The sequence below is a fragment of the Geminicoccus flavidas genome (assembly GCF_009806515.1).
Classification (GTDB): Bacteria; Pseudomonadota; Alphaproteobacteria; order Geminicoccales; family Geminicoccaceae; genus Geminicoccus; species Geminicoccus flavidus.
Genome location: NZ_WUJP01000571.1, coordinates 1 through 4272, shown reverse-complemented (window position 1 = coordinate 4272; position 4272 = coordinate 1). Strand labels below are relative to the sequence as shown.

The window sequence follows — 4272 nt, the reverse complement described above, 5'->3', positions numbered from 1 at the left end:
CACCTCGACCAGCTCGATCGCGTCCGGCGCCAGCCGGAATACCGCGCGCTCCGTGACGTAGAGCACTTCCTGCCGGCGCACCCGCCCGTAACGGCCGGAGAAGGTGACCTCCCGGACCTGTTCGACCAGCTTCCTCACCTGGCCCGGCGCCTCCAGCACCAGCCGGCCCGGCTCGTGGCGGTAGCGCGTGCCCCTGGCGTCGAACGTGCCGCAGAACACCACTTCCTTGGCGTTCTGGCTGATGTCGACGAAGCCGCCCGGACCCACGATGCGGCTGCCCAGCCGGCTGACATTGACGTTGCCGTCTTGGTCCATCTCGCCCATGCCGAGAAAGCCGACATCGATGCCGCCGCCCGAATAGAAGTCGAACTGCCGGGTCGAGCTGACAATCGCCTCGGGATAGCGGGCGGCCCCGAACATGAAGCCGTCATAAAGGTCGCCATTGTGGATGCCCTGTTCCACGGTGACCCAGAGCGTCTGCATCAGGCCCTTCTGGCGCAGCACGCCGGGGATCGCACCCGGGATGCCGTAGCCGAAATTGACCGACGCGCCGGCCCGGATCTCCTCGGCGGCGCGCCGCGCGATGATCAGGCGCGGCCCGAACTCGACCGGCTCGTCCAGCGGCGGCTCGCCATCGGGGCGCGGAATCTCGCCGCTCATCGCCGGGTCGAACTTGCCGAGATAGGACTGCTGCTGGTCCGGGTAGTGGACCACATGGTCGACCAGGATGCCGGGCAGGGCGACCTGACGTGCCGGCTGCGCATGGCGCGGCACCAGTTCCGCCACCTGGGCGATCACCCGGCCACCGCTGGCATGGGCGGCCGTGACCGCGGCCAGCGCGTCCAGATCGGCCGCCTCGTGGACGAAGCTGACATTGCCGGCGGGATCGGCGATCGAGCCGCCGACGATGGCAAGATCGGCACGGAACGGCAGGTAGCGCAGCTTCTCCTCGCCGCCGATCTCGATCAGCTCGACCAGCCGGACCCCTGAGCGCCTCGCCTGCTCGTTGGCGGCCCCGCCGCCCAGCCTGGGGTCGGCGAACGTGCCCAGGCCCACATGGGTGATCAGCCCGGGCCGGCCAGCCCCGACCTCGCGGTTGCGCAGCGCGATGCAGCCGGCCGGCAGCACGAAGGCCTCGATCAGCTCGGCCTCGGCCAGCGCCTGCATCCTTGGCGACCAGGACCAGTGCCCGCCGATCACCCGGGCGACCATGCGTTCATGGGCGAACCGGTTCAGGCCCCTGTCCTTGCCGTCGCCGATGCCCAGCGCATGCACCAGGGTCAGGTCGCGCGGGTGGCCGGTGACCAGGAAGCGCCGCTCGATCGCCGCATAGACGAAGTCGGCCTCGAGCATCCCGCCGCCATTGCTGGCGAGCAGGATGGTGGCCCCATCCTCGATCGTGGCCGCCACCGCGTCGGCATCGATCCGCTTGTCCAAGCCCAGCTCCCTGACCACGGCGCCGTTATTGCACTAACCAGTTACATACTTGCCGCCGCTGCGGCAAGGGGGGCTAGTGGTGGCGGCGCCGGCATTGCATCGTCGGATGCGCTTACCAGGTGATGTGGATACGCTCTCCGGTCGGCGCTTGGCACAGGCCGACCCCACCCTCGGCGAACGGCGGCGGTGCATCGAGGTCGAGATAGTGGAACCAGCAGGTCATCTCCTGCCTGTCCGCCGACCATAGCCGCCGCTCGACCTCGTACCCGTACTGGATCGGGGTGAATTCCACACCCGGCAGTAGGTTCTCCGGCTGCCATTGCGTCGGCGGCTGCTGGCCCGGCCGGAGCAGGTTGCTGATCTCGAAGAAGCCGCGGAACTCCCGACCATCCGGCAGCTCGATCACTAGGTATTCGGCCTTCGGCTCCAGGTCGGTTGCGACGCTCACCCGCTCGCCGGTTTCCTCCATGCGCCCGGTGAGGCCGCAGGCGACGAGCAGGAGGCTACCCAGGGCGGTCAGGATGGACCGTGCGCTCACCGGCCGGCCCGTGCCAGCGCCAGCATGGCACCGCCGGCCACCAGCCCCCAGAAGGCACCGCCAATGCCGAAGAACGACACGCCCGACGCGGTGGTGACGAAGGTCATGATCGCCGGCAGTCGCTCGCTCTCCTGCGCGAGTGCCCCGGACAGCGCGCTGGACAACGCGCCCAGCAGGGCTAGGCCGGCGACCGCCTGGATCAGCAAAGGCGGGGAGGCGGCGATGAAGGCCGCGGCGAAGCCGGCGAACAGGCCGAGCAGCACGTAGCCGGCACCGTTGGTCACGGCAGCGATCCAGCGCTGCCTCGAATCGGGATGCGCCTCCGGCCCGGCGCACAAGGCCGCGGTGATCGCGGCGAGGTTCACCAGATGGCCGCCGAACGGCGCGGTGACCATGCTGGCGAGCCCGCTGGTCACGAAGATCGGCTGGACGTCGGGCTGGTAGCCATTGGCCCGCAGCACGGCCAGGCCCGGCACGTTCTGCGACGCCATGGTGACCAGGAACATGGGCAGGCCGATGCCGATCAACGCATCAAGCGACAGGACGGGCACGACCAGGACCGGGCGGGGCAGGATGTCGGCCAGCGCGCCCTCGGGAACGGGCGTCCAGACCAGCACGATGGCGGCCGTTACCAGGACCGCCAGCGGCACGGCCCACAGCCGGGCAAACCGCCATGCCAGCGCCCAGACCAGCACGATCGGCAGGGCGAGCGCCGGCATGGCGCCTACCGCCCGCACGGGTGCCAGGCAGAGGTCGAGCAGGACGCCTGCCAGCATGGCATTGGCAAGCGAGGCCGGAATGGCCGCCACGGCCTGGCCGAAGCCCTTCCACACCCCTGCCAGCACGATCAGCAGGGCCGCGACCAGGAATGCACCCACCGCGGCGGCAAAGCCGCCTTCCGGCGTACCGGTCGCGACCAGCAGGGCCGCCCCGGGGGTCGACCAGGCAATGGCGACCGGCATGCGACTGCGCAGGCTGAGCAGGATGCCCAGCAGGCCCATCATGATCGACAAGGCGATCAGGCCGGATGCCGCCTGGGCCGGGTTCGCCCCGGCGGCAGCCAGGCCCTGCAGCACCACCGGAAAGGAACTGCCAAAGCCGACGATCGCAGCGAGCAGGCCGGCGGTGACCGGCTGGAGCAGGCTGGCCTTGGAAATGTCGCTCCCCATCATCGTCGCAAGTCGCTCCATCGGTGCGCGGCCATCCGTCTTTGCGCGCGGCCACGCCATCCGGCAATCCACTGCCCGCTTGCGTCGACGGCCGCTTAGAGGCAGATAACCAACCGGTTACTTACTTCGCGAACGAGCCGGGGAGGCGGTCATGCTGGGTGAGCAACATCGCGAGGTGCAGGGCGCGGTGCGCCGCTTCGCCGCCGAGGTGATTCGCCCGGTCGCCGGCGAGCTGGACGAGACCGAACGCTTCCCTTCCGAGATCTACCGGCAGATGGCCGAGCTCGGCCTGTTCGGCATCACCGTGCCGGCGGAGCTGGGAGGGGCCGGCATGGACGTGCTCTCCTACGCCGTGGTGATGGAGGAACTATCCAAGGGCTATGCCTCGGTGGCCGACCAGTGCGGCCTGCTGGAGCTGATCGGCACGCTGCTCACTCGCTACGGCACCGACGCCCAGCGCCAGCGCTGGCTGGCCCCGGCCCTGCGTGCCGAGCTGCGGCCGGCCTATGCGATCACCGAGGCCGATGCCGGCACCGACGTGTCGGGGATCCGCACCACGGCGACCCGGGTGCCGGGCGGCTGGCGGCTGGATGGCGGCAAGCTCTGGATCCACAACGCCCCGGTCTGCGACTTCGCCATGGTCCTGGCCCGCACCGATAAGGCGGCCGGCCACCGGGGCATGAGCATCTTCATCGTGGACGCTGCCAGCCCTGGCTTCTCGCGCGGGACCAAGGAGCACAAGATGGGCCAGCGCGGCTCGCCGGTAGGCGCCCTGCATTTCGACGGGGTGGAACTGCCCGAGGACGCGCTGCTGGGCCCGGAAGGGCGGGGCTTCCACATCATGATGAGCGTGCTGGAGAAGGGCCGGGTTGGCATCGCCGCGCTGGCGGTGGGCATCGCCCAGGCCGGGCTGGAGGCGGCACTCGCCCAGGCACAGCAGCGCCGGCAGTTCGGCCAGCCGATCGCCGAGTTCCAGGGCCTGCAATGGTTGCTCGCCGACATGGCCAAGGACATCCAGGCAGCGCGTCTGCTGACCTGGGATGCCGCGGTGAAGCTGGAGAACGGTGATCCCGGCGCCAACATGGCCTGCTCGATGGCCAAATGCATGGCCGGTGACGTGGCGGTGGC

Annotated in this window: 4 protein-coding genes; 1 reads left to right on the top strand and 3 read right to left on the bottom strand. The window is 69.9% G+C overall.

Annotated features, from left to right (window positions below):
- From EQG76_RS16360 to EQG76_RS16350, 3 genes are all read right to left on the bottom strand, one after another.
- A partial coding sequence (locus EQG76_RS16360) for a CoA-transferase (protein ID WP_159715345.1) occupies window positions 1–1437 on the bottom strand: 1437 nt, incomplete at its 3' end.
- Window positions 1438–1549: 112 nt separating this feature from the next.
- The gene (locus EQG76_RS16355) at window positions 1550–1975 is read right to left on the bottom strand and encodes a hypothetical protein (RefSeq protein ID WP_159715343.1); all 426 of its coding nucleotides are present in this window, start codon (window positions 1973–1975) and stop codon (window positions 1550–1552) included.
- Window positions 1972–3147 (bottom strand): benzoate/H(+) symporter BenE family transporter, encoded by a 1176-nt coding sequence (locus tag EQG76_RS16350; RefSeq protein ID WP_235031402.1) that lies wholly within the window; start codon window positions 3145–3147, stop codon window positions 1972–1974. The genes EQG76_RS16355 and EQG76_RS16350 overlap by 4 nt, the downstream gene beginning before the upstream one ends.
- A gap of 148 nt (window positions 3148–3295) precedes the next feature.
- On the opposite strand from EQG76_RS16350, the gene EQG76_RS16345 reads away from it, so the two are divergent.
- Window positions 3296–4272 (top strand): acyl-CoA dehydrogenase family protein (locus tag EQG76_RS16345; protein ID WP_159715341.1); only part of this gene is annotated, 977 nt, incomplete at its 3' end.